The following is a 21,624-nucleotide window of genomic DNA, read 5'->3' as shown; positions in this document are numbered from 1 at the left end:
AAAGGGCCTGTGTGAGGTAAAGCAAAAAAAGTGCGGGAAAACAGGAGGGTGCTTATTGCCGGACAAGGGTCGGCATGTTCATCGGTCCAGGTCTGCCAGCACGAAGTCGATCGATCCGATAATCGCCAGGAAATCCGCCACCAGCCACCCCTTGCTCATCTGCGGCAGCGCCTGGATGTGCGGGAAGCTGGGGGTCTTGATCCGCACCCGGTACGGGATATTGAGCCCGTCCGAGACCACGAAATAGCCGTTCTCCCCCTTGGGCGCCTCTATAGCCGCGTAGTGCTCCCCCTTGGGCGGTGCCATCCCCCGCGTGGAGTTGACGAAATGGTGGATCAAGGACTCGATGTCGTGCAGGGTGTCCCGTTTCTGCGGCAGGACAAACCGGTAATCGTCGGTGATCCAGCGACCAGGGGGCATCTCCTTCCAGCACTGGCGGACGATGTGCAACGATTCCCGCATCTCGGCCCGGCGCACCAGGTAGCGGGCCCAGCAGTCGCCGCTATCAAAGGTCGGCACCTCAAAATGGAAATGCTGGTAGCCGTTGTAGGGGAGCTTCTTGCGCAGATCCCACTCCACGCCGCAGGCGCGCAGGTTAGGGCCGGACAAGCCCCATTCGATGGCGTCCTCCTTGGAGATTACCCCTACACCCTGTAAGCGCTGTTTGAAGATCGGGTTGCCCAGCAGCAGGTCGTCGTACTCCTTGAGCCGGGGCGGCATCCAGGCCAGGAAATCGGCCACCAGCCGTTCCCAGCCGTCGGGCAGGTCTTCGGCCACGCCGCCGATGCGGAACCAGGCCGGGTGCATCCGGCCGCCGGTGATCAGCTCCACGATGTCGAAGATCTTTTCCCGGTCGGTAAAGGTATAGAAGACCGGGGTCATGGCGCCGACATCGGCGGCAAAGGTGCCGAGCCAGACCAGGTGGTTGGCGATTCTAAACAGCTCGGCCAGCATCACCCGGATGGTGATGGCCCGGTCCGGCACCGTGATGTTGCACAGCCTCTCCACGCTGGTGACGTAGGCCAGGTTGTTCTGTCCCCCGGCCAGGTAATCGATCCGGTCGGTGTAGGGGATGAACTGGTTCCAGTGCTGTCGCTCGGCGATCTTTTCCGCGCCGCGGTGGTGGTAGCCGATGTCCGTATCCATATCAACGATTTCTTCGCCGCTCAGCTTGAGCATGAACCGGATGATGCCGTGGGTGCCTGGGTGCTGCGGACCGAGATTGAGGATCAGGGTCTCGTCGTCGATACGGTCGAAGTAATCGCTGGCCGGCAGTGCCTGGTGGCGCCGGGCATCGGCGGTGGTGTAGGGTGCCATCTCGGTGGCCCGGAACGGGTGCCCCTTGCGCAGCGGGTGTCCCTGCCAGTCATCCGGCATCAGAATCCGCTTGAGGTTCTGGTGGCCGCTGAAGCCGATGCCGTACATGTCGAACACCTCCCGCTCATACCAGGAGGCTGCTGGGAAGACCTCGGTCACGCTCGGCAGTTCCGGGGAGTCGCCGGCCAGTTCCACCTTGAGCCGGATATGACCCGGAATGTCGAAGTTGAGCAGGTGGTAGTTGACCGTGTAATCCTTGAAGCGCCCCCGATCCTGGCGGCAGGAGTCGTCAACTGCGGCGATATCTTCGAGACGCTTGAACGGCGCGCTGCTGCGGTCCTTCAGGTGCCGGACCACTTCCGGGAGCAGCTCCGCCGGGATGCGGTAGGTGAGCATGTCGGTGGCGTTGTTGTCCCTGGCCACCCGGTGGTTGAACGCCAGTTCCAGTTCGCTCGCCATGCCGAAATCCGGGTAGTCGTGCCTGGCTGCCGGAGGCCGCCACATCTCATCGGAGCGGGGGAGCCACGGCTTGGGATGGCCGACCGAGACACCGCGGATGGCGGTTCCGGCCATGCCGGGACCGCGGGTATCGCAGCTCTTGGTAGCGCCATCGACCAGCACCGGCGTCACTGTCCCCTGCGTGCCACCCTGCATATGCAGCACCGGCCGCGCCGGCCGCTCGTCAGCGCGAATCTTTTCCTGGAGCAGCATCAGCCCCTGCATGAACGCCTCGGGACGGGGCGGACACCCCGGCACATAGACATCCACCGGGATGATCTGGTTCACCCCCTGCACCACGCTGTAGACATCGTACATACCGCCTGAATTGGCGCAGCTCCCCATGGAGATCACCCAGCGCGGTTCGGCCATTTGCTCGTATAGCCGGAGGATCGAAGGCGCCATCTTCCGGAACACCGTGCCGGCGATCACCATCAGGTCGGCCTCGCGCGGCGTGCCCCGCAGCACCTCGGCCCCGAAGCGTGAGATGTCGTGGCGCGAGGTGAACGAGGTCATCATCTCGACGAAGCAGCACGACAGCCCGAAAAACATCGGCCAGAGCGAGTTGGCCCGCCCCCAGTTGATCAGGTCGTCAAGGGAGGTGAGCAGGATATTGTCGGGGATCGTATTTTTTGTCATGTTCGAGGTTCGAGGTTTGTGGTTCGAGGTTGGGCATCCGGAAGCTTTGAACTTTGAACCTTGAACTGATAATTCTTGCTTGGTCCCCAATCCAAGCCCCCCTTCAACCACACCCACACCAGCCCCAGCAGCAGGGCAACGATGAAGAACGAGATATGGATCATCCCACTCAGGCCGAGCAGGTCCCAGACCGTCGCCCAGCTAAGGATAAAGGCGGTCTCCACATCAAAGACGATGAAAAAGATGGCCACCAGGTAAAACGGGATATATTGGGCAATGCGGGCCGAGCCGCTGGGGATGATCCCTGATTCGTAGGGGAGATCCTTGTTTTTGTTGCCGGTCTTGGCGCCGAGCCACCATGCCGCTGCCAGCAGTACTCCGACAATGACGACCGTTATCAACCCATAGGCAGTGAGCGCGAATATTTCATTGTTGCCGGTCATGACACCCTCAGAACATCAGCCGCAATTGGGAAAGTAAACAGCCCTCGGCCGGTATCTATCCGCTGTGGAGCGCTGTCTCCTGATTCAAGATTACCGCTAGCGGTCGCCATGTCAATTGAGGTTGCGGTCAGGAAGCTGTTCGCAGAAAAGTGAGCGGATTATTGGTTGACATTGGGATGAAAAAAGGCTAAAAAGTACGTCGCTCGGTAACGAGTTCATAGCAAGGCGACGTGGCCAAGTGGTAAGGCAAAGCTCTGCAAAAGCTTCATTCATCGGTTCAAATCCGATCGTCGCCTCCAAAATTCTGTAAAGCCCGATTTTATCGGGCTTTTTTTTGTGCCTTTTGCAACAAGCAAGCGGTTTGCTACAAAACTGTCCTTCCGGGCTTTTCGGGTGCAGAGGTACCATTAAACTAAGGTTCTATGGGTTGTTTTGAAGAATTTCGTCAATATTGTTATTTATCTGTGCCGTAAGCTTATTGATTTCATTAATGTATTCCGGCCGCGCTTGATTGAGGCTTGCCTGCCTGCACAGTAACAGCAGGTTTTTGACTTGGTCGCTTAAATCATACAACTTGAGGTCGTTGCCCATCACAAAAAATGAGCTTCTCTCTGCTCGTTTTAACTTCTCCGGGTCAAAAGTCATTCCCACATGCTGAACCTGCTCAGTGGTAATCTTATTGAGATTAAAGTAGGCTTTGATCATAGGATTCAAAAAGCCTCGTGACCCCGGGAAATTAGACAATCCAACATAGCCATCTTCCACGATCCTGTTCCGGTAGTTGAGAAGTTCAAGAAGTCTCAAACGTATCCCATCCCCTTCACCCTCCCACAAAAGGTCTCGTTCTCTTACTTCAATTGCGTTGAAGCAAATGACCCCGAAAAGGATAATAGTTGTTGCTAATGCCCCTCCTTTAAGAGAGTACCGCTTTATTAGAATTTCAAGAGATCGTAGAACCCCTCCTCCTATTAGAGCAACTCCAATGGACGCCAAGTAAACCCTGTGGCTTGGACTAGAAAGCAGATTGATCGGGTTCTCGACGGTAGCCAGTTTAAAGTCTTTGAGCACTAGCACTGGCAACAGTGACACTGCAAGAATGACGACTCCGGTCCTGCGCAAACGAGTTGACGACTCTGAAGTAAAATTCATAAGCCCGAGCGCTATAACCGGAACGGCCAGCACAATAGCGGTTATTGCCGGATTCAGGACTTCCAGGTATCGTTCCGGGATAAAGAGCGCATCTAAAGAGAGAGAGAAATTACGCAGGTTAAGGTGCAGCCCTGGGGTGAAACTTGTAACCCCCTGATTCGGGGCGATCTTCAACAAGGTAAAGTACAGGAGCACCAATAAGCCGAACGGAGCTACCGATAAGTATTTATCGCCCGGTTTTTGTTCGGCGTAGACAAACCAGAGCAAAATAAAAGGAACAACAACCGGCGTACCTTTTGCTCCCAAGGCAAGTACGAACAGCAGGCATGCCAGCCAGAGAAAACGGCTGTTTTCGCCGCGTAAATACTTTAAGAACAGGGTCAGTGTCCCCAGAGAGAACATCACCGAAACAAGGTCGACTCGTGATGACGGCCAGAGTACGGCATCGGCAATTGCGAAAGATGATGCAAACAGAACGCTTCCGTAGAGTCCGGCTTTCTCATCGCCACTTAACAGATTGACAAAGCGGTAGACAAGAAGTGAGTTGACGGCGTGAATCAGTAGGTCCATTGCGTGGTACCACCTTGAATCAGGGCCGGCGATAAGGGAATCGGCCAGGAACATGAGGTAAACTAAAGGGTCAAAATAGATTCCCTCGGAATAGAACATCTGACTCCAGTTTTGCGTCAGAGTTCTAGCTCTATGAATCCATATGAAGTCATCAAAAACGAAGAAATTATTGAATGCTACGGAATAAATACCGAAAGCGACAACAATAGGAACTATATAAAAGAATTTTTTCAAAACCGATCCTTTCAGTCTAATTAGGCGTAATGTCTGTCGCCAAAGAGTCCCGGAGAGACTTCAACTACGAATCAATGGCAAGATCCAAAAAACGGAAAGAAGCCAGCTTCAAATCCTGGCGGGGTGCCTGGTTGTAGTGATATCAGCTCAATTTTGCCGGGCAACAGTCGTCAAGGAAGCCCTGGAGGACCTTTTCGTCAACTTCGGCAAGGGCGGCAATCCTGGAGAGCCGCGGGAATACCCAGGAACTCTCTCCCTCGGCCAGCAGCTGTCCTTCGCTGTCGCTGACCGCGGCCCGTACCAGGGAAGTTCTGCTGTCGTGAGAGGCAATCTGCGCGGTAACGATCAACTCACTGTTGATCCGTACCGGTTTGTGGAAACTGGTGGTCATTTTCTGGGTAACCCCCAGTTTGCCGAGATGGGCAAAGAGCACCCAGCAGGAAGCCTCGTCGAGGATGGTGGCGATGATTCCGCCATGCACCAGTCCATCAAAGCCGCAATAGGTGCCGGGAACCGTACAGCGTGCCTCGACTCCCTCTTTGGTGCGCCAGAATTTGAGCTTCAGCCCGCTCGGGTTCGAGCAGGCAAAGCATGACCCGGGCCAGCGCCCGGCAATCTCTCGATTAACATTCTCCTCATCAGCCATCGGCAATCCTTTTCAGGCCGGTTACCCAGTCCGCAGTTGAATTTTCCTGGTCTCGTTAGTCGCAATTATATTTCACCGCGGTAACCTTAGCAAAAAAACTCAAAGAACCGCAATATTGAACTTCTTCGGGGCTGAAGTGAAATGATTGAACCGGAAGCTTGCCAGGAAACCGGCGTCGGTTTATGCTGTGAGAAATTTCTCGGGTCCAGGAGCCGCAGGGCCATGGCTGGAGGTACATATATGTTGTTGTGGGATATTTTTCTGCTCTTTACCCGCGTATCGCTCTTTTCCTGGGGCGGCGGACCGGCCTCTCTGGCTTTGATGCAGCGCGAGACCACCAAGGCCCTCTGGGTGCCGCCGGGGACCACCGAGTTGGTCCCCTGGGTAACTCCGCTTGATTTTTCCGATGCGGTGGCAGTGGGGAATGCCCTGCCTGGCCCTATTGCGCCCCAGGTTTCCGCCTATATCGGCTACAAGATGGCCGGGCTCCCGGGCGCCATTGCCGCTGCCGCCGGCACGGTTCTGCCGACGACGCTGCTGATGCTGTTAATGGTGGCTTATTTCTTCCGGATCAAGGACAGCTTGCTGGTGCAGTCCATGCTGCGCGCGGTCCGGCCGGTGGTGGTCGGGCTGCTGCTCTGGACCGCCTACGATATGGCGGTCACGGTCTTTGGCGTGAAAAGATACGGTGTTGCGGCATCGCTGTCTCTTGGCTGGGACAAGCTGCTCATTGTGGCCGTTACTTTCAGCGTGCTGACTCTTACCGAGATTAATCCGGCCCTGGTGGTGCTGGTGGCGGCCGTGTGCGGCGGGGTGATATATCGATGACCGGAGAAACCTTGATGCCTGGGTACGATTTTGATTTTGATACGGTAGTTGACCGCAGCAATACTGCCAGCGAGAAATGGGACAGGTACGCCGGCCAGGACATTATCCCGCTCTGGGTGGCGGACATGGATTTCCGTTCGCCGCCGGCAATAAGCGAGGCGCTGCAGCGGCGGATCGAACACGGCGTCTTTGGCTACACCCATTCTCCGGCAGGCCTGGTAGAGGCTGTGCTGGAGCATCTTAAGCGCGACTTTGCCTGGCAGGTGCAGCCGGAGTTCCTGGTCTGGCTGCCCGGTCTGGTGTGCGGGCTCAATGTCCTTACCAAGGCTGTTGGCGATGAAGGGGACGAGGTCATCACGTTCACCCCGATCTATCCGCCGTTCATGTCGGCGCCGACCCTGACCGGCCGCACCACGGTCAAGGTGCCGCTGCAACTCGTCAATGGCCGTTGGGTGGCGGACCTGGAGGCCCTGGAGCAGGCCGTTACTCCGCGTACCAGGCTGCTGTTGCTCTGTTCCCCCCATAATCCGGTGGGGAGGGCCTGGACCCGTGCTGAACTCCAACAGTTTGCAGACTTTGCCGAACGTCACAATCTGGTCATCGGTTCCGATGACATCCATGCCGGTCTGATCCTGGACCAAGGGACCAGGCATATCCCGATTGCCACCCTGTCCCCGGAAACCGACCGCCGCACCATCACCCTGCTGGCTCCGAGCAAGACCTACAACATTCCCGGGCTTGGCTGCTCCTTTGCCGTGATCAGCGATCCTGCCCTGCGCAAGCGCTTTGTCAAGGCCGCCGGCCGGATCGTGCCCCATGTCAACGCCCTGGGCTACACCGCGGCCGAGGCTGCTTATCGCCACGGCGAAGAGTGGCGCTGCCGGCTCATTTCCTACCTGCGCGGCAACCGCGACCTGGTAACTGCCGAAATCAATGCCATTCCGGGGCTATCCATGACCCATGTGGAGGCTACCTACCTCGCCTGGATCGATACTCGCCCGGCAGGCATCGACAATCCCGGCCACTTCTTTGAACAGGCCGGGGTAGGGCTGTCTGATGGCGCCGATTTTGGCGCTCCCGGGTTTGTTCGGCTCAATTTCGGCTGCAGCAGGTCATTGCTGGTCGAGGCGTTGCAGCGGATCAGGAGCGGCGTAGCTGCGCTCCATAGTGGTCAGAGCAGATAATCGGTGGACAGGAAGTGCGATTTCCGTCCCTTGACGATCTCGTTGACAATGTCCCGGTTGTCGTCGGTCTCGCGGGCAGCCACCACGGTTCGGATTGAGAAGACCCGCAACGCGTCGGCAACCGACTGTGTCCCTTCGGCTGAGTTCTTGCGCCCGTTGAATGGAAAAGAGTCCGGGCTGCGCTGGCACTGGCTGTTGATGTTGATCCTGCAGACCTGGTTCACCAGCGCGTCCATCAGCTGGGCGACCTTGTCCGGCGATCGGCCGAAGATGCTGGCCTGCTGGCCGTAGTCGGAGGCAACCACATAGTCGATGACCTCCTGGATATCGTCATACGGGACTACCGGCACCACCGGCCCGAACTGCTCTTCGCTGTAAACCCGCATAGCGGGGCTCACCGGATAGAGCAGGGCCGGATAGAAAAACGGCCCGAAGACCGTAGCTCCCCCCTTGTTAATCACCTTTGCCCCTTTGGCCAGCGCATCGTTTACCAGGCCGGACAGATAGGCAGGCTTTTCCGGCTCCGGCAGCGGGGTGATAGTGACCCTGTTTTCCCACGGCATGCCGCAGCAGAGGCTGGTGACCCCTTTTGACAGCTTGAGCAGGAACGGTTCGGCAACGGATCGGTGGACAAAGATGATCTTCAGGGCGGTGCAGCGCTGGCCGTTGAAGGTCAGGCTGCCGCTCAGGCATTCGGCGGCGCTGAGGTCGAGATCGGCGTCCGGAAGGATTACTGCCGGGTTTTTCGCATCCAGGCCGAGCACGCAACGGAGGCGGTGGGGCCGGGGATGCAGCGCCCGGAGTCGATCGGCAACCCGGCTGGTGCCGATGAACGCCAGCACATCGATATCGCCGGAAGCCATAAGCGGCGGGATCACCACATCACCGTCGCCGTAAACCGTGTTGATCACGCCGGGCGGGAAGCAATCGCGGAACGCCTTCAGCAGCGGGTGGAACAGGAGAATGCCGAACCGGGGCGGTTTCAGCAGGATGGTATTCCCCATGACCAGCGCCGGGATCAGGGTGGAAAAGGTCTCGTAAAGCGGGAAGTTGTACGGCCCCATGCAGAGGGTTACCCCCAACGGGGCGCGGCGGATCTGGCCGATGATATTTTGTTGGATGACAAAACGGGACGATGCCCGGTCCAGTTCTTTCAGGGCGCTGATGGTTTCGTTGGCATAAGCGATGGCCCGCGCAAACTCTTTTTCCGCTTCCACCGCCGATTTGCCGATTTCCCAGATCAGCAGTGCAACGATCTCCTGGCGTTTCCGGACTATTGCTTGAATAAAACGTTCAATGGAGCGAATCCGCTCGCTGACGGCCATGGTTGGCCAGGCGCCCCGACCGTTGGCATAGGCCTCCTTGGCCGCGGCCAGCGCCTCCAGGGCGGCTTCCGGTGACAAGGCCGGGGCCGTGCCGAGCAGCTGGGGGGTAACGGTGCCGCCCCGGTTGAGCCACAGCGGAGAAGGCACCTCCTGCAATGGCCCTTTCCATTTTCTGATCTGACCGGCGACCAGGTAGTCACGTTGCCTGATTGGCTGCATCCGGAAATTTTCCGGGATTTCGTTATCCGCAGGGAACAGCAGTTCGATCGATTTTTTCAAATGACCCTCTCCGCATTGTAATGATGTAGCTTCCGTGCCCAGTGACACTTCGCCTCATTAAATCCGGTTCGCCGCCATCAGTCAACAAGTTCGGCGTTAAACGGTCATTCTTTCAGGTCTAGGCGGTGGCTGCAGAATTAGCATGAAGATGTTTTATTTACGCAGTTTGCGTCCCTGGGCCATTTGGGCATGAGCCTTTTTACGGATGATGCGGTGCTGATTACTTCAGTTGTGCAACTCAAAATCATGCTGGCAAAATCATTCCAAAAAGATTATTAGTCATCAATCATGTTCACCGCTTAAATGTCCCATTTGGGATGATCGCCGGTTCACGCGCGTGCGCGTGAACCGGTCAACAATGAGTTATGTGGAGAAAAATGAAAAGGATATTCATAATGTCAATCTTGGCTTCAATTCTCGGCTTGTTTGGTTGCAGCAAAGCCAATGCAGAAGATACATGGACGGTTGCCACTGGTGATGATAACGGCAAGCCTATGATTGTTCGTTTTCGGGCAGATACTCCTACAGGTGTTGACATAAAGAAGTATCCGCATCTATTGACTATCTCATGGAAGTATAAACCTGAAAACGAAGGAGGCATGCCATCAGAAGCTGAAAATAAACGGATGGTATTACTTGAAGAATTGCTGGACTCACTTGAGGACAAACGTACAGCGTTTATGACAGTCGCGGTTACATGCAATGGATTAAAGGAGTGGCAGTGGTATTCCAGAGACACTGATGAAACCATAAACTTACTGAACTCTGCTTTGTCTGGACAAGCTCAATTTCCTATAGAGATTTCACTAGATGAAGACCCAGGTTGGTCTGCCTATTTGAAGTTCAAGAATGGTGTAAAATAGAACACATAACCACGCCCATAGACGCCGACCGCCGGGAAATCTGGGCGGTCGGGTCATGGCCGGCCCCGTTGGCAGATAGGGTCAGTACATGAATAAGATAGGGATTTGCGGCGATAATTGTATGTTCTGTCCTCGGTATCTGGCTTCCCAAAATGGTGGTATCAAGGAATTGGAGGAAGTAAAAGAATTGTGGGTTCGTCTTGGCTTACGTGCTTCGGCTGTATCACCTCAAGACATGGCCTGTTATGGGTGTAGACCGGAAAACAATTGTGCTTATCCGGAAGTCCGTGCATGTGCAAATGGCAAAGGGATAGATAACTGCGGTCTGTGCCAAGAGTATCCATGCGAACTGCTAAATGCGGTTTTTGAGAAATCTGAAGAACTACGCTCTCATGCCGTTCGTTTCTGCACACCTGAAGAGATGGATGCCTTACATAAAGCTTTCTGCTGTAAACGACAGAACTTGGATCGGGTTCATTTTGATATAAAAAAACCGGTTGACATCTCTGGAGAAACAAGATAAAACAATAATAACTATAGTCATGGTAGGAAATATGATTTCAATGCGCAGTAAATACGCCATCAAGGCGCTCAGTTTCATGGCCCGTTCCAAAGATAAGGACTGCTTCCTTATTGCCGAACTGGCCCAGGCTGAGAGTATCCCCAAGAAGTTTCTTGAGGCGATCCTGCTGACCCTCAAGAGCCAGGGGATCCTGGCCAGCAGGAAAGGGCCGGGCGGCGGATACTGGCTGGCCAAGGCGCCTGCCGCCATAACACTCGGCAGCATCATTCGCTCTTTTGAGGGTGACCTGGCGCCGGTGCAGTGCCTTGCTGAAAACGCCTCAGGCGCCTGTCCCGAATGCCATGACCTGGCAACTTGCGCCACCAGACTGGTGATGGCCGATGTCCAGAAGGCTGTTTCTGCGGTGGTTGACAAGGTAACGCTGGCCGATATGATTGAAAGAAGTGAGTTCGAGCGTCAGAGGCTTTCCAAGCAGCTTGATTTCTCGATCTGATTTTTTTTGCCGATAAAAACTAGTAGTCCTATAGGCAAATAAACTATTTTCACCAAGAAAGGAGAACCGCTCATGTCACGCATCTATGAAGACAACTCGCAGTCCATCGGTAACACGCCACTGGTCAAGCTCAACCATATTACCAAGGGGGCAGGGGCAACCGTGCTCGCCAAGGTGGAAGGGCGCAACCCGGCTTACTCGGTCAAGTGCCGCATCGGCGCCAACATGATCTGGGACGCCGAGGAGCGTGGCATCCTGAAGCCGGGGGTGGAGATCATCGAACCGACCAGCGGCAACACCGGTATTGCTCTGGCTTATGTGGCCGCAGCCCGTGGCTACAAGCTGACCCTGACCATGCCTGAGACCATGAGCATCGAGCGGCGCCGTGTGCTGGCCGCCCTGGGCGCCAACCTAATCCTGACCCCAGGGGCAGAAGGGATGAAAGGGGCGATAGCCAAGGCCGAAGAGATTGCGGCGTCCGATCCGGCGCGCTGGTTCATTCCGCAGCAGTTCAAGAATCCGGCAAACCCGGCCATCCACGAAAAAACCACCGGCCCGGAGATCTGGAACGATACCGACGGCAAGGTTGATGTCATCGTTGCCGGGGTTGGCACCGGCGGCACCATCACCGGCATATCGCGATACATCAAGAACACCAAGGGAAAGAAGATCATCTCGGTCGCGGTCGAGCCAAAGGAAAGCCCGGTCATCTCGCAGAAGCTGGCCGGCCAGGAGCTGAAGCCGGGTCCGCACAAGATCCAGGGGATCGGCGCCGGATTCATCCCGGATACCCTTGACCTGAGCGTTGTTGATCGCGTCGAGCAGATTGCCAGCGATGATGCCATTGAGTTTGCCAAGCGTCTGGCCAAGGAAGAGGGGCTGCTGGTCGGCATTTCCTGCGGCGCCGCAGTAGCAGTGGCGACCCGACTTGCCTATGACCCCGAATTCGCAGGCAAGACCATTGTAGTCATCCTTCCTGACGGTGCTGAGCGGTATCTCTCGACAGCGCTGTTCGAGGGGATCTAATGGCCGGCCCGTCAGGTGAGCTGTGGAACGGGGAGCTGGAGCGCCAGGTTCGGGAGGCGCTTCGGATCGGGCGGGACACTGAAGTTGCTGGATCTGGTCATTCCCTGATATCGAGGCATTGCCTGTGTCGAAGTTGGGGAGTCCCTGTCTGAAGTATAACTCTTATCCAGGGGCATTGCTTTGCCACAAGTTTCACCCAAATATTCAGACTGACCAGAAACATTGGAGGCCGAGGAATAATCCCTGGCCTCTTTTTTTATCCCAACACGGGTTAAGCTGGGAGGAACGTCAGGTTTTGCCTCGCAACTGGTAGCGGCCCGGGGTGCGGCTTTTGTTGTGATAATGCTGCTTGGCGGCCGGCTGCTAACCTGCTACAGTTTGCGCTGCATCCGGGCCGCATTTCTCGGCTTTGTGCCGGTGTCGGCTCTGGCACTGCTCTATATCTGCACCCAGCAGCGCGAACGGTCAGTAATGACCGCAGAGCCTGCGGCTTCGGCATGAAGAAACAACCATTACAATCAGGAGAGTGTACGATGTTGCAGACCATTTACCGAGTCGTTGTTGCATTAGTCTGTATTGCCTGGATCACAGGGTGCAGCACGGTGCAGCAAGCTGTTGTGCCTGCCGCTACCCCGCGCCTGGCGATCATCTCCGCCTTTGACGCCGAACTGGACAAACTCCGGGCTGCGACCGAGATCTCGGAAACCAGGGTGATCAACGGCCGCAGCCACTACCTGGGAAAACTTGCCGGTCATGACGTGGTGCTGCTCCTGAGCGGCTTCAGCATGGTCAATGCTACCATGACCACCCAGGCCCTTCTTGACCGGTTCCCGGTGCGCGGTATTGTCTTTTCCGGTATTGCCGGCGGGGTCAATCCGGGGCTGAGGGTAGGGGATGTGACGGTGCCGGCCCAATGGGGCAACTACCATGAGCAGACCTTTGCCAGGGAAACGCCGAGTGGGTGGGATCCAGGGCATTTCAGCGGCGATTTTCCGAATTACGGTATGATGTTCCCCCGCGCCAGCTCGGTAATTGTCCCAGACGCAGCACCGGACAAACTTGAGCGACGCTTCTGGTTTGCGGTTGACACAAAGGCACTGGTTACGGCACAACAGGTGGCAGGAAAGGTCCGGCTCAACCGCTGCATTGCTCAGGGGGAGTGCCTGGAGCACGAGCCGCGGGTGGTGGTCGGCGGCAACGGTGTGAGCGGCCCGACCTTTGTCGATAATAGCGCCTACCGGAGTTGGGTCTGGGACACCTTCAAAGCGGATGCCCTTGACATGGAGACCGCTGCCGTGGCAATGGTGGCATACGTCAACAAGGTGCCGTACATTGCCTTCCGCTCTCTGTCCGACCTTGCCGGTGGCGGGCCGGGGAAGAACGAAGAGAAGATCTTCGGCAGGCTCGCTGCGGACAACTCCGCGACCGTGGTCATCGAATACCTGAAGGCGCTGCCGGTCAGGTAGGGGCGCATAACCCCTCCCGGCCTCCCCTTAAACTAAGGGGAGGAGAGAGTGTTCCCCCTCTTAGTTAAGAGGGGGGCAGGGGGAGTTAAAAAGCATAAGGAGCGAGGACACATATGCACCGATATTTCGACTTCAGCGCTAACAACACCAGCTACCGCCAGGAGACTGTTGCCGGAATCGCCACCTTCCTGACTATGGCCTACATCATCATCGTCAACCCGGCGATCCTGGAGGCGGCCGGCATCCCCAAGGGGCCGTCCATTACCGCGACCATCATTTCTGCCGCCTTCGGCACCCTTGTCATGGGTCTCTATGCCAAGCGCCCCTTTGCCATTGCCCCGTACATGGGGGAAAACGCTTTCATCGCCTTTACCGTGGTCAAGGGGATGGGCTACCCGTGGCAGACCGCCCTGGGAGCGATCTTTCTCGCCGGGGTGCTGTTCACCGTGCTGACCGTGTTCAAGGTGCGGAGCTGGCTGGCCAACGCCATTCCCAAGTCGCTCAAATACAGCTTTGCCGTGGGGATCGGCCTGTTCCTCACCTTCATCGGGCTGAACGAAACCGGCCTCGTCACCCTGGGCGTGCCAGGGGCACCGGTCTGCCTGGGCAAGGTGACCAGCCCGGCCACGCTCCTAGCTGTGGTTGGTTTCCTGACCATTGCCTGGTTGCTGGTGAAGCGGATCCATGGCGCCCTGATTGCCGGTATCCTGGTCACGACGCTGCTCTCCATCGTTTTCGGAATCACCCCGCTCCCCAAAGAGCTGATCAGCCTGCCGCCGGACCCGTCGCCAATCTTTGGCCAGCTGGACATCGCCGCGGCCCTCTCTCCCAAGGCGCTGCCGGTGGTGCTGATTGTCTTTGTCATGGCCTTTGTCGATACTGTCGGCACCCTGATTGGCCTTTCAGCCAGGGCCGGGCTGCTGGATGACGACGGCAACCTGCCCGAAATCGAGAAGCCGATGCTGGCCGATGCCTTGGCCAACCTGGTGGCCCCGCTGGTCGGCACCACCACCACCGGCGCCTACATCGAATCCGCAGCCGGCATCGAGGAGGGTGGCCGCACCGGTTTCACTGCCGTGGTAGTAGCGGCCCTGTTTCTGCTCTCCCTGTTCTTTGCCCCGGTTTTCACCATAGTGCCGCCGCACGCCTACGGCACGGCCCTGATCGCCATCGGCATCCTGATGATCTCCCCGGTCACCAGGCTCGACTTCAGCGACTATACCGAACTCATTCCGGCATTTCTCACCATTGTCCTGATCAGTTTCACCTACAACATCGGGGTCGGCATGACCGCCGGTTTGCTGGTGTATCCCCTGCTCAAGCTGATTACCGGTAGGGTCAGCGAAGTCCCGCGACCGTTATGGCTCCTGGCCGCAATGTCGCTGGTCTTTTATCTGGTCTATCCATACAAATAGCCTGTTACAGAAAAAGCCTGCCGGTAAGGACCGACAGGCTTTTTACTATACTTTGTATGTGAACCCGGATCTATTTCTGGAATTTCCGTCTGAAAACCGCAAGACCACCAAGCCCCAGGCCTACGAGCAGCATGGTGGATGGCTCGGGAACAGGATTGACGGTAAGCTTCCAATCTTCAACCTCTCCCTGCCAGTAGTAATCGGTTGAGGTCATTTTGTTAAGGTCAGGGTTGTCGGCGCTGCAGACAACGCGAGCGCGCAGCCAGGTGTCACCCAGCTTGGCATAGTCGGGTATGGTTATGCTCGTAAAAAATGATTTGCTGATTCCTGCGAAGCCATCACCATACTGATAACCGTTCTCTTTCTTGAAATCCCAAGCTGCTTGATAAACGGTCTCGCCGGCGTCGGTAAAGTCCTTGTCCTGATTCCAGTCGATCCACACTTTCAGGTGGTCCTCAAGATGTCTTCCCCATTCCTTCTTATACATATCAAACTTGAATTTGACAGTCTGCCCTGCCGTAAGATCTTTATGCCCCCAGGTCAGGCCGTTGTCTATAGACCAAGAGACACCGTCATCGGAGGTGTCAATAGCTTTCTGGCTTGATTCCGCATCCCAGTTTCTTCCCAGTCGTTGCCAGTCTGCAGTGCTGTGCTTTGCCTGGGTGTAACCGGTTGCATCGCTATAATCATAGTAACTTGTCGCCAAAGCAGTACCGGAAAGACCAGCGAACAGCAGACAGGCCAACACCGAAATCGATAATCTCTTTAACATTTCATCCTCCCGTTTTGATGATTCTTTATAATCAGCAAAATATGTTCCATTTAGCCCAGGTCAGAGTTGTTGAAATTGTTGAGATTTGTAATATGTTGATACTAAAGTAGTATTTTGTTTGTGGGTGATGGTGGTATTTCAATGGTAGCGTCTGACTTTATCTATTCTTGGGGTGGGGTGTGGTGCCAACTGTAAAGAATTCCGACGATAATGTCGGGTCGATTTACAGTCAAAAACCTGCGGAAGCGCCGAAAGGCACCACAATCATTCCATTGGTTGTCTGATAATGGTTTTCCACTTTTCCGGTGCAGTGCGGCGCAGGTCGCTCAGGTATATTTCGTGGTGTTTGCCGGCCCGAATGCTTCCGTTGGCTTCGATGAACGCATGCACCTTCTCGATATTCGGCCCTTCTTCAGAGAACGGCCCGATATGCAGGATCTGCGCAGCCTTTCCCTCAGAGAACGATGCAAACCGCACCAGAGGCAGGGAGACCGGTTTCTTCTTCCGAGCCACTTCTGTAATTGCCGCTTCGACCATTCCAGCCGTAACGAACTCCGGTTGCATGATCATCACGGTCCATTGCCAGGCATCCTTGTTGCCTGTAGTGAATGCCGACATGTCATCGGCCCACCAGAGCGCTTCGAGCGGCATTACCCCGTAATCGATTCCCCTCGCACCTTTTTTGACCATGAACTTCATCGTGAAGGCAACCGGATAGAGCGCTTCGATGGCATCGCTGAACGCTTTGGCGGTATTCGGATCGCCATTGCCATCGACCATGAGGTAGTTCATTGGCGGCACCTCGACAATTTCAACCTTCTTGGCGGATGGGGCATAGAGGTGCTTCAGTTGCTTTTTGTAGTCGATCTTTTCCATTGGTGGGTCCCTTTGTTGGCTGCCGGCCTGGCGCTAAGCGACAGACCGATAATTGCCTTTGCTCGCCTCGTTGTCATAGTGAAGAGCACATGTAATTCACTACCAGAGCAAGTAATGTGATGTCAACTGCTACAACAAAGAGTGCTTCTGCTGCTAATCGCCTGACCAGAAAGCAGTGACAGATGGGGGGGAGCTCCTTGTCTCATTAAACCACTGCTGATATAGACTATTAAGCTTATAGATAATATGTAAAATTTATCTTGACTATTTCGGTTGGTGTTTTTATGATCGGTACATAGTCAGCCCGGTTCGGGCATAAAAAATTTTACGGGCTGACCAGAGAGACTGGAGACTCGGCATGGCACAACAACAAACCCTGCATTTTGAAACCCTCCTCATTCATGGCGGCCTGGAACCAGGCCCCAGCGGCGCCACCACGGTGCCGATCGTCCAGTCATCATCCTTTGCCCACGAAACCGCCGAAGACCTGGAAGATATCTTCCGCGGCCGCAAGGCAGGCCAGATCTACACTCGGCTCAACAACCCGACCACCGAGAGCCTGGAGCGGCGCCTCGCCCTGCTGGAAGGGGGCGTGGCGGCAATCGCCACTGCCTCGGGCATGGCTGCCATCAGCACGGCGGTGCTCACCATCCTGCGTAGCGGCGACGAGATCCTTTCTTCCTCTTCCCTGTTCGGCGGCACCTATTCGCTGTTCCGGGATACCCTGACCAATTACGGTATCACCAGCCGTTTTGTCGACCCTATTGATCTTGCAGCCTTTGAACAGGCCATCACTGACACCACCTGCCTGATCTTTGTCGAGACCATCGGCAATCCGAAGATGGATGTGCCGGATATCGCCGCCTTGAGCGCCATCGCCGGAAAAGCCGGTATTCCGCTCATGGTGGACGCCACGGTGACGTCCCCCTATCTGGCCAAGGGACGCGATCTCGGTGCCGACATCGTCATCCATTCCACCAGCAAATTCATCAACGGCACTGGCAGCGTCATCGGCGGCGCGATTATAGATAATGGCACCTTTGACTGGAGCAGTCCCCGGTTCCCCCACTTTGAGGGTTACGCCAAGAAATACCGGCAGTTCGCCTTTTCCGCCCGGTTGCGAAAGCTGATGCACAAGGATTTCGGGGCCTGCCCCGCGCCGATGAACTCGTTCCTGCTAACCGAAGGAATCGAGACCCTGGGGCTGCGGATGGAACGGCACTGCAGCAATGCCCTGGAGCTGGCCTGTTTTCTGAACGGGCATCCCAAGGTCAGCTGGGTCAATTATCCGGGTCTGGAGACTTCGCCGTTTCACGACATTGCGGCAAGGCAGTTCAGCCACAGGTTCGGCGGTGCCCTTACCTTCGGCCTGGCTAATCAGGCAGAGGCCTTTCGCTTGATCAACGCTCTCAAGCTGGCCCGAAACCTGGCCAACATCGGCGACGCCAAGACCCTGGTCATCCACCCGGCTAGCACCATCTGCGTCGATTACTCACCGGAGCAGCGGGCGCTGCTGGGTGTTTCCGATGAAATGGTCCGGGTCTCAGTAGGGCTTGAACATCATCAAGACATCATCAGGGACTTTAACCAGGCCCTGGCCTCACTTTAAACACGAAAGGATAACTACTCATGCAATTGACCGTAAATGGCCGCTCCGCAGGGATAGAAGGCAAAGATAGTCTCAGCGTCACCGCGCTGCTTGATGAACTGAAGGTCAAGGATGCGCTCTACGTCACTGTGGAGCTGAACGGCGAGATCATTGATCGGCCGACCTTTGACAGCACAGAGGTGAAGGACGGCGATGCCTTGGAGTTTTTATACTTCATGGGAGGAGGTCGCTGATGCTGACCGAAGAACAGATCCAGCGCTACTCCCGCCACATCATCCTCAAAGAGGTGGGCGGCAAGGGGCAGCAGAAGCTGCTGGACGCTAGGGTGCTCATTATCGGCGCCGGTGGCCTCGGCGCACCGATTGCGCTCTACCTGGCCGCAGCCGGAGTCGGTACCATCGGCATTGCCGATGCCGACGAGGTCGATATCAGCAACCTGCAGCGCCAGGTGATCCATTTCACTCCAGATGTGGGGAAACCGAAGGTGGTCTCTGCTGCGGAAAAGATAGCCGCCATCAATCCGGACGTTACGGTCAGGACCTACCAGGAGTGGGTGGCGGCCGAGAATATTACTGGAATTATTGCGGATTACGATTTTATTGTCGACGGCACCGACAACTTTGCCGCCAAGTTCCTGATCAACGACGCCTGCATTCTCGGGGGCAAGCCATACTCTCACGGCGGTATCCTCCAGTTCGATGGCCAGACTATAACCATACAACCGCGGGAATCGGCCTGCTACCGCTGTATCTTTCCGGAGCCGCCGCCAAAGGATGCGATTCCGACCTGCTCCCAGGCCGGGGTGATCGGCGTGTTACCAGGGGTGCTCGGCACCATCCAGGCCACCGAGGCGATCAAATTCATCCTTGGCAAAGGGGAACTGCTGACCAACCGGCTTCTGACCTACAATGCCCTGAGGATGCGGTTCCGCGAGGTAGCGATCAAGCGCAACAGCAACTGTCCGGTCTGCGGTAACAATCCGACCATCACCGAGCTGCACGACGAACTGGATACCCTGACCGTTTGCGACCTGGAGAACAAGTAATGTTGATCATCCCGAAAAATATTCACGACGCGCTGATCGTCCACGCCCAAAGGGATTTTCCCCTGGAGGCGTGCGGCATTCTGGGGGGGCTCAACGGCCTGGTGAGCGACCATTACCCGATGGCCAACAGCGACCGGAGCAATGAGCATTTCATGATGGAGCCGAAGGAGCAGTTCAGCGTGGTCAAGGAGCTGCGGGCCAAGGGCAAGGTGATGCTGGCCATCTACCATTCCCACCCGGAGACGCCGGCCCGGCCGTCCGAAGAGGACATCCGCCTGGCGCTGACCCCGGATGTCTCGCATGTCATCATCTCCCTGGCAGGGGAGACGCCGGAAATCAAGGCATACCGGATCGAAGGGGGGATAGTGACCCCGGAACCGATTTCAATAAGTGGCTAAAGGAGACACCATGTCGGAACAGAAGCAGAAGAGCTCGATTGATCTTAATAATCTCAAGGCCGGCGGCTTCATCAAGGAGCGGGGCAAGGACCTGTTCACCGTCCGGTTGCGGGTGCCAGGCGGACGGTTGTCGGTGGAGCGGCTGAAGAAGATTGCCGAGGTGGCTGAGAAATACGGCCAGGGGGCAGTGCACCTGTCGGTGCGGCAGTCGGTGGAGCTGATCAATATCAATTTCAAGGATTTCGATGCCGTGGTGGCCGAGCTTGGCGAAGGTGACCAGCGGGTCGCTTCCTGCGGCGCCCGGATCAGGGTGCCGACTGCCTGCGGTGGCTGCGAATACAACCCCAACGGCCTGGTGGACACCCAGGCTTCGGCCCTGGAGGTCGACCGGACCCTGTTTGGCACGCCGACCGGCCATCACAAGTTCAAGGTCGGCTTTGCCGGCTGCCCGTTTGACTGTCCCAAGTCGGCCATCAACGATGTCGGCTTTCAGGGCGCGGTGCTGCCGGAACTGCATGCAGGCGACTGCATCGGCTGCGGCCTCTGCGCCAAGAGCTGCAGTGACGGCGCCCTGGTCATGGGTGACGACCAGCTGCCGCATTTTACCCCGGAAAAATGCACCTGGTGCGGCGACTGTCTCAAGGTCTGCCCGACCGAGGCCTGGCAGGCCGCCAAGCGGGGGTACACCGTCCGGATCGGCGGTAAATGGGGGCGTTATCCGCTGGTCGGCACCCTGTTCGCCACCTTCCTCCCGGAGAGCCAGGTGGTGGAGTTCATTGCCGAGGTGCTTGCCTGGTATGTAGAAAAGGGTACCGGCAGGGGCCGGGTCAGGCTGGGGGACATCATTATTCAGGAGGGGCCGGAATCGCTGCTGGAGCGGTTGCGGAACAAATTCCCGGAATCGGTGGTTGCCGCGACCATTGCGCCGCAGATCATCAACACCCAGGTGGGGACAAGGAGGATACCGCAATGAGCGTGATCGATCTCAGGGGGGTCAGTTGTCCCACCAATTTTGTCAAGGCCAAGCTGGCACTGGAGCTGGTCGAAACCGGTGAAAAGGTTGAACTGCTGCTTGATGACGGCGAGCCGGTGAAGAACGTGCCACGCAGCCTCAAGGCCGAAGGGCACAAGCTGCTCGGTTTAGTCGAAAGCGAAGGACACTACGTCCTGACCCTGGAAAAAGGAGAAGAGTAGCAACTTCCCCAAAAGTCCATCTGCGGTGTTGCCTTTGTCGCGAAACGCTCAACGTACTTTGAGTACGCCTCGCGCTCCGCTCCTCAGGCGCCTTGCATCTGGAGCTTTTTAGAAAGTTGTGAAGTTCATATGTCTATTAACGATCAACACATTATTTTATCCCCAGATGCCTCCCCACAGGAGATCCTGACCAGCGGCGTCACCGCGGCCGCTGGCCCGGTGAAGCTGGCTTGCTCGTTCTCGGTGGAGGACGTGGTCATCATCGACCTGATCCAAGCTCTGCAACTGCCGGTCGGCATCTTTGCCATTGATACCGGCCGGCTCAACGAGGAGACCTACGAGGTGGCCGACGCCCTGATCGAGCGTTACCGGCTCAGCATTGACTGGTATTTCCCCCGGAACGGTGCGATGGAATGCCTGCTACAGGCCAAGGGGCCGTTTTCGTTCCGCGAATCCCTGGAAAATCGGCTGGAATGCTGCCGGGTGCGCAAGGTGGAGCCGCTGTCGCGGGCGCTTGCCGGGCTGTCCGGCTGGGTTACCGGCATGCGCCGGGAACAGAGCGTCACCCGCGCCGCTGTTGCTGCTATTGAGCTTGACCAGGCCAACAACGGCATTGTGAAGATCAATCCGCTGCTCAACTGGAGCAGTGGCCAGCTCTGGGAATATGCGGAGGCGCAGCGTCTGCCGGTCAATCGGCTGCACCGCCAGGGATACCCCTCCATCGGCTGTGCCCCCTGCACCAGGGCGGTGCAACCGGGGGAGAATTCCCGGGCCGGACGGTGGTGGTGGGAAGATCCAAATAATAAGGAATGCGGCCTGCACAGGCGATGAT

The 21,624-nt window shown here is 56.7% G+C and carries 23 protein-coding genes and 1 tRNA gene; 17 read left to right on the top strand and 7 right to left on the bottom strand.

The window, feature by feature from the left end:
- Positions 1-78: 78 nt before the first annotated feature.
- Together KI809_RS10190 and KI809_RS10185 are read right to left on the bottom strand one after the other, a co-directional pair.
- Positions 79-2,454 (bottom strand): NADH-quinone oxidoreductase subunit B/C/D, encoded by a 2,376-nt coding sequence (locus KI809_RS10190; RefSeq protein WP_214171427.1) that lies wholly within the window; start codon positions 2,452-2,454, stop codon positions 79-81.
- Entirely contained in the window at positions 2,451-2,897 is a 447-nt protein-coding gene (locus KI809_RS10185) for an NADH-quinone oxidoreductase subunit A (protein ID WP_214171426.1), read from the bottom strand. Before KI809_RS10185 ends, KI809_RS10190 begins: the two co-directional genes overlap by 4 nt.
- A gap of 224 nt (positions 2,898-3,121) precedes the next feature.
- On the opposite strand from KI809_RS10185, the gene KI809_RS10180 reads away from it, so the two are divergent.
- A tRNA-Cys gene (locus KI809_RS10180) sits at positions 3,122-3,196 on the top strand.
- A 121-nt stretch (positions 3,197-3,317) separates the two neighbouring features.
- Here KI809_RS10180 and KI809_RS10175 read toward each other — a convergent pair.
- Both KI809_RS10175 and KI809_RS10170 read right to left on the bottom strand, forming a co-directional pair.
- A complete protein-coding gene (locus tag KI809_RS10175) occupies positions 3,318-4,850 on the bottom strand; it encodes an ArnT family glycosyltransferase (protein ID WP_214171425.1) in 1,533 nt (510 codons plus the stop codon).
- Positions 4,851-4,992: 142 nt separating this feature from the next.
- Positions 4,993-5,496 (bottom strand): PaaI family thioesterase, encoded by a 504-nt coding sequence (locus KI809_RS10170; protein ID WP_214171424.1) that lies wholly within the window; start codon positions 5,494-5,496, stop codon positions 4,993-4,995.
- Positions 5,497-5,718: 222 nt separating this feature from the next.
- Between KI809_RS10170 and KI809_RS10165 the strand changes: the two genes are divergently transcribed.
- A complete protein-coding gene (locus tag KI809_RS10165) occupies positions 5,719-6,324 on the top strand; it encodes a chromate transporter (RefSeq protein WP_214171423.1) in 606 nt (201 codons plus the stop codon).
- Between the two features lie 14 nt (positions 6,325-6,338).
- Positions 6,339-7,508: a MalY/PatB family protein gene (locus KI809_RS10160; RefSeq protein ID WP_214171422.1), complete on the top strand. Its 1,170-nt coding sequence runs from the start codon at positions 6,339-6,341 to the stop codon at positions 7,506-7,508.
- On the opposite strand, the gene KI809_RS10155 is transcribed toward KI809_RS10160, so the two are convergent.
- Positions 7,496-9,112: an NADP-dependent glyceraldehyde-3-phosphate dehydrogenase gene (locus KI809_RS10155; RefSeq protein WP_337833303.1), complete on the bottom strand. Its 1,617-nt coding sequence runs from the start codon at positions 9,110-9,112 to the stop codon at positions 7,496-7,498. The two genes, KI809_RS10160 and KI809_RS10155, sit on opposite strands and share 13 nt — an antisense overlap.
- Positions 9,113-9,507: 395 nt before the next feature.
- Here KI809_RS10155 and KI809_RS10150 point away from each other — a divergent pair, with 395 nt between their 5' ends.
- The 7 genes from KI809_RS10150 (at position 9,508) to KI809_RS10120 (ending at position 14,898) form a co-directional block, all read left to right on the top strand.
- The gene (locus KI809_RS10150; RefSeq protein WP_214171421.1) at positions 9,508-9,975 is read left to right on the top strand and encodes a DUF695 domain-containing protein; all 468 of its coding nucleotides are present in this window, start codon (positions 9,508-9,510) and stop codon (positions 9,973-9,975) included.
- A gap of 88 nt (positions 9,976-10,063) precedes the next feature.
- Positions 10,064-10,498 carry a DUF3795 domain-containing protein gene (locus tag KI809_RS10145; protein ID WP_214171420.1) on the top strand — a complete coding sequence of 145 codons (435 nt, stop codon included), beginning with the start codon at positions 10,064-10,066 and terminating at the stop codon, positions 10,496-10,498.
- A gap of 40 nt (positions 10,499-10,538) precedes the next feature.
- Positions 10,539-10,991 (top strand): RrF2 family transcriptional regulator, encoded by a 453-nt coding sequence (locus KI809_RS10140; RefSeq protein ID WP_337833302.1) that lies wholly within the window; start codon positions 10,539-10,541, stop codon positions 10,989-10,991.
- Between the two features lie 72 nt (positions 10,992-11,063).
- Positions 11,064-12,017 (top strand): cysteine synthase A, encoded by a 954-nt coding sequence (cysK, locus tag KI809_RS10135; protein WP_214171418.1) that lies wholly within the window; start codon positions 11,064-11,066, stop codon positions 12,015-12,017.
- 336 nt (positions 12,018-12,353) lie between these two features.
- Positions 12,354-12,518 carry a hypothetical protein gene (locus KI809_RS10130; RefSeq protein ID WP_214171417.1) on the top strand — a complete coding sequence of 55 codons (165 nt, stop codon included), beginning with the start codon at positions 12,354-12,356 and terminating at the stop codon, positions 12,516-12,518.
- Between the two features lie 32 nt (positions 12,519-12,550).
- Complete coding sequence (locus tag KI809_RS10125; protein ID WP_214171416.1) at positions 12,551-13,483, top strand: 5'-methylthioadenosine/S-adenosylhomocysteine nucleosidase; 933 nt, start codon at positions 12,551-12,553, stop codon at positions 13,481-13,483.
- Positions 13,484-13,596: 113 nt separating this feature from the next.
- Positions 13,597-14,898, top strand: a complete 1,302-nt coding sequence (locus tag KI809_RS10120; protein ID WP_214171415.1) for an NCS2 family permease — start codon at positions 13,597-13,599, stop codon at positions 14,896-14,898.
- A gap of 70 nt (positions 14,899-14,968) precedes the next feature.
- On the opposite strand, the gene KI809_RS10115 is transcribed toward KI809_RS10120, so the two are convergent.
- Entirely contained in the window at positions 14,969-15,670 is a 702-nt protein-coding gene (locus KI809_RS10115; RefSeq protein WP_214171414.1) for a GEVED domain-containing protein, read from the bottom strand.
- A gap of 264 nt (positions 15,671-15,934) precedes the next feature.
- Positions 15,935-16,546: a GyrI-like domain-containing protein gene (locus KI809_RS10110; RefSeq protein WP_214171413.1), complete on the bottom strand. Its 612-nt coding sequence runs from the start codon at positions 16,544-16,546 to the stop codon at positions 15,935-15,937.
- Between the two features lie 358 nt (positions 16,547-16,904).
- Here KI809_RS10110 and KI809_RS10105 point away from each other — a divergent pair, with 358 nt between their 5' ends.
- From KI809_RS10105 to KI809_RS10075, 7 genes are all read left to right on the top strand, one after another.
- Complete coding sequence (locus KI809_RS10105; RefSeq protein ID WP_214171412.1) at positions 16,905-18,155, top strand: O-acetylhomoserine aminocarboxypropyltransferase/cysteine synthase family protein; 1,251 nt, start codon at positions 16,905-16,907, stop codon at positions 18,153-18,155.
- 20 nt (positions 18,156-18,175) lie between these two features.
- Positions 18,176-18,388 carry a sulfur carrier protein ThiS gene (thiS, locus tag KI809_RS10100; protein WP_214171411.1) on the top strand — a complete coding sequence of 71 codons (213 nt, stop codon included), beginning with the start codon at positions 18,176-18,178 and terminating at the stop codon, positions 18,386-18,388.
- Positions 18,388-19,200 carry a HesA/MoeB/ThiF family protein gene (locus tag KI809_RS10095; RefSeq protein WP_214171410.1) on the top strand — a complete coding sequence of 271 codons (813 nt, stop codon included), beginning with the start codon at positions 18,388-18,390 and terminating at the stop codon, positions 19,198-19,200. The genes thiS and KI809_RS10095 overlap by 1 nt, the downstream gene beginning before the upstream one ends.
- Positions 19,200-19,598: a M67 family metallopeptidase gene (locus tag KI809_RS10090; protein ID WP_214171409.1), complete on the top strand. Its 399-nt coding sequence runs from the start codon at positions 19,200-19,202 to the stop codon at positions 19,596-19,598. Before KI809_RS10095 ends, KI809_RS10090 begins: the two co-directional genes overlap by 1 nt.
- A 10-nt stretch (positions 19,599-19,608) precedes the next feature.
- A complete protein-coding gene (locus KI809_RS10085; protein WP_214171408.1) occupies positions 19,609-20,571 on the top strand; it encodes a ferredoxin-like domain-containing protein in 963 nt (320 codons plus the stop codon).
- On the top strand, positions 20,568-20,792 hold the full coding sequence (locus KI809_RS10080; protein ID WP_214171407.1) for a sulfurtransferase TusA family protein: 225 nt from the start codon (positions 20,568-20,570) through the stop codon (positions 20,790-20,792). The genes KI809_RS10085 and KI809_RS10080 overlap by 4 nt, the downstream gene beginning before the upstream one ends.
- A gap of 129 nt (positions 20,793-20,921) precedes the next feature.
- Positions 20,922-21,623 carry a phosphoadenylyl-sulfate reductase gene (locus KI809_RS10075; RefSeq protein WP_214171406.1) on the top strand — a complete coding sequence of 234 codons (702 nt, stop codon included), beginning with the start codon at positions 20,922-20,924 and terminating at the stop codon, positions 21,621-21,623.
- Position 21,624 lies beyond the last annotated feature (1 nt).

Origin of the sequence: Geoanaerobacter pelophilus (genome assembly GCF_018476885.1) — a bacterium.
GTDB lineage: Bacteria > Desulfobacterota > Desulfuromonadia > Geobacterales > DSM-12255 > Geoanaerobacter > Geoanaerobacter pelophilus.
Note: the sequence above shows the minus strand (reverse complement) of the source record. Positions and strands in the feature narration are given on the sequence as shown.

Coding starts and splice junctions, on each gene's coding strand:
- KI809_RS10190 (WP_214171427.1), bottom strand. CDS start 2,454: ATGACAAAAAATACGATCCCCGACAATATCCTGCTCACCTCCCTTGAC.
- KI809_RS10185 (WP_214171426.1), bottom strand. CDS start 2,897: ATGACCGGCAACAATGAAATATTCGCGCTCACTGCCTATGGGTTGATA.
- KI809_RS10170 (WP_214171424.1), bottom strand. CDS start 5,496: ATGGCTGATGAGGAGAATGTTAATCGAGAGATTGCCGGGCGCTGGCCC.
- KI809_RS10165 (WP_214171423.1), top strand. CDS start 5,719: ATGGCTGGAGGTACATATATGTTGTTGTGGGATATTTTTCTGCTCTTT.
- KI809_RS10160 (WP_214171422.1), top strand. CDS start 6,339: ATGCCTGGGTACGATTTTGATTTTGATACGGTAGTTGACCGCAGCAAT.
- KI809_RS10150 (WP_214171421.1), top strand. CDS start 9,508: ATGTCAATCTTGGCTTCAATTCTCGGCTTGTTTGGTTGCAGCAAAGCC.
- KI809_RS10145 (WP_214171420.1), top strand. CDS start 10,064: ATGAATAAGATAGGGATTTGCGGCGATAATTGTATGTTCTGTCCTCGG.
- KI809_RS10140 (WP_337833302.1), top strand. CDS start 10,539: ATGCGCAGTAAATACGCCATCAAGGCGCTCAGTTTCATGGCCCGTTCC.
- cysK (WP_214171418.1), top strand. CDS start 11,064: ATGTCACGCATCTATGAAGACAACTCGCAGTCCATCGGTAACACGCCA.
- KI809_RS10125 (WP_214171416.1), top strand. CDS start 12,551: ATGTTGCAGACCATTTACCGAGTCGTTGTTGCATTAGTCTGTATTGCC.
- KI809_RS10120 (WP_214171415.1), top strand. CDS start 13,597: ATGCACCGATATTTCGACTTCAGCGCTAACAACACCAGCTACCGCCAG.
- KI809_RS10115 (WP_214171414.1), bottom strand. CDS start 15,670: ATGTTAAAGAGATTATCGATTTCGGTGTTGGCCTGTCTGCTGTTCGCT.
- KI809_RS10110 (WP_214171413.1), bottom strand. CDS start 16,546: ATGGAAAAGATCGACTACAAAAAGCAACTGAAGCACCTCTATGCCCCA.
- KI809_RS10105 (WP_214171412.1), top strand. CDS start 16,905: ATGGCACAACAACAAACCCTGCATTTTGAAACCCTCCTCATTCATGGC.
- thiS (WP_214171411.1), top strand. CDS start 18,176: ATGCAATTGACCGTAAATGGCCGCTCCGCAGGGATAGAAGGCAAAGAT.
- KI809_RS10095 (WP_214171410.1), top strand. CDS start 18,388: ATGCTGACCGAAGAACAGATCCAGCGCTACTCCCGCCACATCATCCTC.
- KI809_RS10090 (WP_214171409.1), top strand. CDS start 19,200: ATGTTGATCATCCCGAAAAATATTCACGACGCGCTGATCGTCCACGCC.
- KI809_RS10085 (WP_214171408.1), top strand. CDS start 19,609: ATGTCGGAACAGAAGCAGAAGAGCTCGATTGATCTTAATAATCTCAAG.
- KI809_RS10080 (WP_214171407.1), top strand. CDS start 20,568: ATGAGCGTGATCGATCTCAGGGGGGTCAGTTGTCCCACCAATTTTGTC.
- KI809_RS10075 (WP_214171406.1), top strand. CDS start 20,922: ATGTCTATTAACGATCAACACATTATTTTATCCCCAGATGCCTCCCCA.